General features: G+C 56.1%; 3 rRNA genes. All 3 read left to right on the top strand.

The features are described from left to right. The first annotated feature begins 4 nt into the window (after positions 1-4). Positions 5-1,520 (top strand): 16S ribosomal RNA (locus tag JI751_RS20710). Between the two features lie 592 nt (positions 1,521-2,112). After that, positions 2,113-5,252: ribosomal RNA gene (locus JI751_RS20715) — 23S ribosomal RNA — on the top strand. A gap of 209 nt (positions 5,253-5,461) precedes the next feature. Then, positions 5,462-5,579, top strand: a 5S ribosomal RNA gene (rrf, locus tag JI751_RS20720). Together the 16S, 23S and 5S rRNA genes form the textbook arrangement of a ribosomal RNA operon. Positions 5,580-5,581: the final 2 nt, after the last annotated feature.

A 5,581-nucleotide genomic window follows, 5' to 3' on the forward strand; every position in this document is an offset into this window, starting at 1 on the left:
TTTTTCGATGGAGAGTTTGATCCTGGCTCAGGACGAACGCTGGCGGCGTGCTTAACACATGCAAGTCGAGCGGAAAGGCCACTTCGGTGGTACTCGAGCGGCGAACGGGTGAGTAACACGTGAGTAATCTGCCCTTGGCTTCGGGATAGCCACCGGAAACGGTGATTAATACCGGATATGACCACTTCGTGCATGCGATGGTGGTGGAAAGTTTTTCGGCCAGGGATGTGCTCGCGGCCTATCAGCTTGATGGTGAGGTAATGGCTCACCATGGCTTCGACGGGTAGCCGGCCTGAGAGGGTGACCGGTCACACTGGGACTGAGACACGGCCCAGACTCCTACGGGAGGCAGCAGTGGGGAATATTGGACAATGGGCGGAAGCCTGATCCAGCAACGCCGCGTGAGGGATGACGGCCTTCGGGTTGTAAACCTCTTTCGGTAGGGACGAAGCGCAAGTGACGGTACCTACTAAAGAAGCACCGGCCAACTACGTGCCAGCAGCCGCGGTAATACGTAGGGTGCGAGCGTTGTCCGGAATTATTGGGCGTAAAGGGCTCGTAGGCGGTTTGTCGCGTCGGGAGTGAAAACCAGGTGCTTAACACCTGGCTTGCTTTCGATACGGGCAGACTAGAGGTATGCAGGGGAGAACGGAATTCCTGGTGTAGCGGTGAAATGCGCAGATATCAGGAGGAACACCGGTGGCGAAGGCGGTTCTCTGGGCATGACCTGACGCTGAGGAGCGAAAGTGTGGGGAGCGAACAGGATTAGATACCCTGGTAGTCCACACCGTAAACGTTGGGCGCTAGGTGTGGGGTCCATTCCACGGATTCCGTGCCGCAGCTAACGCATTAAGCGCCCCGCCTGGGGAGTACGGCCGCAAGGCTAAAACTCAAAGGAATTGACGGGGGCCCGCACAAGCGGCGGAGCATGCGGATTAATTCGATGCAACGCGAAGAACCTTACCTGGGTTTGACATACACCCTGCCGCTCCAGAGATGGGGCTTCTTTTGGGGGTGTACAGGTGGTGCATGGCTGTCGTCAGCTCGTGTCGTGAGATGTTGGGTTAAGTCCCGCAACGAGCGCAACCCTCGTTCTATGTTGCCAGCACGTAATGGTGGGGACTCATAGGAGACTGCCGGGGTCAACTCGGAGGAAGGTGGGGATGACGTCAAGTCATCATGCCCCTTATGTCCAGGGCTTCACGCATGCTACAATGGCCGGTACAAAGGGCTGCGATCCCGTGAGGGGGAGCGAATCCCAAAAAGCCGGTCTCAGTTCGGATTGGGGTCTGCAACTCGACCCCATGAAGTCGGAGTCGCTAGTAATCGCAGATCAGCAACGCTGCGGTGAATACGTTCCCGGGCCTTGTACACACCGCCCGTCACGTCACGAAAGTCGGCAACACCCGAAGCCGGTGGCCCAACCCTTGTGGAGGGAGCCGTCGAAGGTGGGGCTGGCGATTGGGACGAAGTCGTAACAAGGTAGCCGTACCGGAAGGTGCGGCTGGATCACCTCCTTTCTAAGGAGCACACACCCCGACCATCAGCTAGCTGGCCACACGGTTCAGTGATGTCTGGTGGCGCATGGTGGTGTCTCACTAGTGGAACGTCGACTGTCAGGCTGGTTTGCTGCGCGGGTTTTCTCGTGTGGTGGCTGGTCCTGGTCGCGCTGCCCGGCATTGGTCGGGGGCGTGGTTGAGCACACTGTTGGGTCCTGAAGAATCAGGCGCCTGGAGTACTGGACGTGAGTCTGGTGGTCTGTGGTTCTGGTTGTTCTGGTCCTCCTTCGCCCGAGTGCACGTCAAGGGTCTGTTCGCTAATCGCGGGCGGGTCTGTGTGTGAGGGGGTTGGTGGGGTTGTTGTTTGAGATCTGCATAGTGGACGCGAGCATCTGGCGACATGACCTTCGAGGGTTTTCCTTCTAGTGTTGTGTTGTCTAGAGCAATTCGTTTAATGAGTTTGTAGATGCGGCTGGTTTGTTCCCTATTCCTTGGGGAGTGGTCGCATCGTTGTGTGAAGGCCGGCATCTTCCTTTGATTGGGGTGGGTGTTGGTTGTTGTCTTTTGTGTTTGTGTCGGCTGCGTTGGGGTGTGTGTTGTTCTGACGTTGTTGAGACAAGCTATGAAGGGCACATGGTGGATGCCTTGGCATCAAGAGCCGATGAAGGACGTTGGAGCCTGCGATAAGCCCTGGGGAGTTGGCAACCAAGCTGTGATCCGGGGGTGTCCGAATGGGGAAACCCAGCACGAGTCATGTCGTGTTACCTGCACCTGAACACATAGGGTGTGTGGAGGGAACGTCGGGAAGTGAAACATCTCAGTACCGACAGGAAGAGAAAACAATAGTGATTCCGAGAGTAGTGGCGAGCGAAATCGGATGAGGCCAAACCATGTCTGTGTGATACCCGGCAGGGGTTGCAGGCGTGGGGTTGTGGGACTGCTCGATCTCATCTGCCGGTGAGGTGCAGAGTAAGAAACCAGTGTGGAAGTCGAAGTCGGTTGGAAAGCCGCACCGTAGAGGGTGATAGGCCCGTAGACGTAAGGCACTGGCTCTGGAGCATCATCCCAAGTAACACGGAACCCCTGAAATTCCGTGTGAATCTGGCGGGACCACCCGTTAAGCCTAAATACTCCTTGATGACCGATAGCGGACAAGTACCGTGAGGGAAAGGTGAAAAGTACCCCTGGCGGGGAGTGAAATAGTACCTGAAACCGTGTGCCTACAATCCGTCGGAGCCTTATGTCTGAGCTTGCTCAGGTGGGGGTGACGGCGTGCCTTTTGAAGAATGAGCCTGCGAGTTTGCGGTGTGTTGCGAGGTTAACCCGTGTGGGGAAGCCGTAGCGAAAGCGAGTCCGAATAGGGCGATTCAGTAGCGCGCTCAAGACCCGAAGCGAAGTGATCTATCCATGGGCAGGTTGAAGCGTCGGTAAGACGACGTGGAGGACCGAACCCACTTAGGTTGAAAACTGAGGGGATGACCTGTGGATAGGGGTGAAAGGCCAATCAAACTTCGTGATAGCTGGTTCTCCCCGAAATGCATTTAGGTGCAGCGTTGCGTGTTTCTTGCCGGAGGTAGAGCACTGGATAGCTAATGGGCCCTACAAGGTTACTGACGTTAGCCAAACTCCGAATGCCGGTAAGTGAGAGCGCAGCAGTGAGACTGCGGGGGATAAGCTCCGTAGTCGAGAGGGAAACAGCCCAGACCATCAGCTAAGGCCCCTAAGCGGTGACTAAGTGGAAAAGGATGTGGAGTCGCATTGACAACCAGGAGGTTGGCTTGGAAGCAGCCACCCTTGAAAGAGTGCGTAATAGCTCACTGGTCAAGTGATTCCGCGCCGACAATGTAGCGGGGCTCAAGTCATCCGCCGAAGCTATGGCATTCAGCAGATACATCAGCATCCACTTGATGGGTGTTCAGTGTGCTGGATGGGTAGGGGAGCGTCGTGTGGGCAGTGAAGCGCCGGAGTGATCCAGGTGTGGAGGCCACACGAGTGAGAATGCAGGCATGAGTAGCGAATCACGGGTGAGAAACCCGTGCGCCGAATGATCAAGGGTTCCAGGGTCAAGCTAATCTGCCCTGGGTAAGTCGGGACCTAAGGCGAGGCCGACAGGCGTAGTCGATGGACAACGGGTTGATATTCCCGTACCGGCGAAGTTGCGCCCATGACGAACCTGGTGATGCTAACCACCCGAAGCTCATCGGACCGGACCCTTCGGGGCGAGGCTGGTGTGTGGAGCGTGGGACCCGAGCTGGTAGTAGTCAAGCGATGGGGTGACACAGGAAGGTAGCCCAACCACAGCGATGGTTGTCTGTGGGCAAGCGCGTAGGACGTGGTGTAGGCAAATCCGCACCATCCACTTCAGTGTGGAGTCTGAGACGTGACGCGGAGCCGTATGGCGAAGTGGGTGATCCTATGCTGTCGAGAAAAACCTCTAGCGAGCAACGAGCCGCCCGTACCCCAAACCGACTCAGGTGATCAAGTAGAGAATACTAAGGCGATCGAGACAACCATGGTTAAGGAACTCGGCAAAATGCCCCCGTAACTTCGGGAGAAGGGGGGCCCGGATCGTGAACCCACTTGCTGGGGGAAGCGTGAAGGGCCGCAGAGACCAGGGGGAAGCGACTGTTTACTAAAAACACAGGTCCGTGCGAAGTTGTAAGACGATGTATACGGACTGACTCCTGCCCGGTGCTGGAAGGTTAAGAGGACCGGTTAGACACGCAAGTGTCGAAGCTGAGAATTTAAGCCCCAGTAAACGGCGGTGGTAACTATAACCATCCTAAGGTAGCGAAATTCCTTGTCGGGTAAGTTCCGACCTGCACGAATGGAGTAACGACTTCCCTACTGTCTCAACCATGGACTCGGCGAAATTGCACTACGAGTAAAGATGCTCGTTACGCGCGGCAGGACGGAAAGACCCCGGGACCTTTACTATAGTTTGGTATTGGTGTTTGGTACGGCTTGTGTAGGATAGGTGGGAGACTGTGAAGCGATCACGCCAGTGGTTGTGGAGTCAACGTTGAAATACCACTCTGGTCGTACTAGATGTCTAACCTAGGTCCATTATCTGGATCAGGGACAGTGCCTGATGGGTAGTTTAACTGGGGCGGTTGCCTCCTAAAATGTAACGGAGGCGCTCAAAGGTTCCCTCAGCCTGGTTGGCAATCAGGTGGCGAGTGTAAGTGCACAAGGGAGCTTGACTGTGAGACAGACATGTCGAGCAGGGACGAAAGTCGGAACTAGTGATCTGGCCACGGCATGTGGAAGCGTGGTCACTCAACGGATAAAAGGTACCCCGGGGATAACAGGCTGATCTTCCCCAAGAGTCCATATCGACGGGATGGTTTGGCACCTCGATGTCGGCTCGTCGCATCCTGGGGCTGGAGTAGGTCCCAAGGGTTGGGCTGTTCGCCCATTAAAGCGGCACGCGAGCTGGGTTTAGAACGTCGTGAGACAGTTCGGTCCCTATCCGCCGCGCGCGCAGGAAACTTGAGAAAGGCTGTCCCTAGTACGAGAGGACCGGGATGGACGAACCTCTGGTGTGCCAGTTGTTCCGCCAGGAGCACGGCTGGTTGGCTACGTTCGGAAGTGATAACCGCTGAATGCATCTAAGCGGGAAGCACGTTTCAAGATGAGGTTTCCCACCACGTAAGTGGGTAAGGCCCCCCACAGAACATGGGGTTGATAGGCCGGAGGTGTACAGCAGCAATGCCCAGCCGACCGGTACTAATAGGCCGAGGGCTTGTCCCAACACCGTACAAAACACCACAAACACCATCACAGGCACCATCACAGGTATGACTGTGGCAGTACGACACCCGCGCACAAGACGAACACACCACACTCACTCAGACCACTCAGGTCAACAGATCGAGTTGCATGTTCGCGTCCACTAGACAGATCCCAACCAACAAACCACCAGATAAATCTGGAAACAGGTTTGTGAGGGTTGAAAGAGTTACGGCGGCCATAGCGAAACGGGAAACACCCGGTCCCATACCGAACCCGGAAGTTAAGCCTTTCAGCGCCGATGGTACTGCAACCGAGAGGTTGTGGGAGAGTAGGACGCCGCCGGACAA

The sequence above is a fragment of the Nocardioides baculatus genome (assembly GCF_016735675.1).
In the GTDB taxonomy this organism is placed as follows: domain Bacteria; phylum Actinomycetota; class Actinomycetes; order Propionibacteriales; family Nocardioidaceae; genus Nocardioides; species Nocardioides baculatus.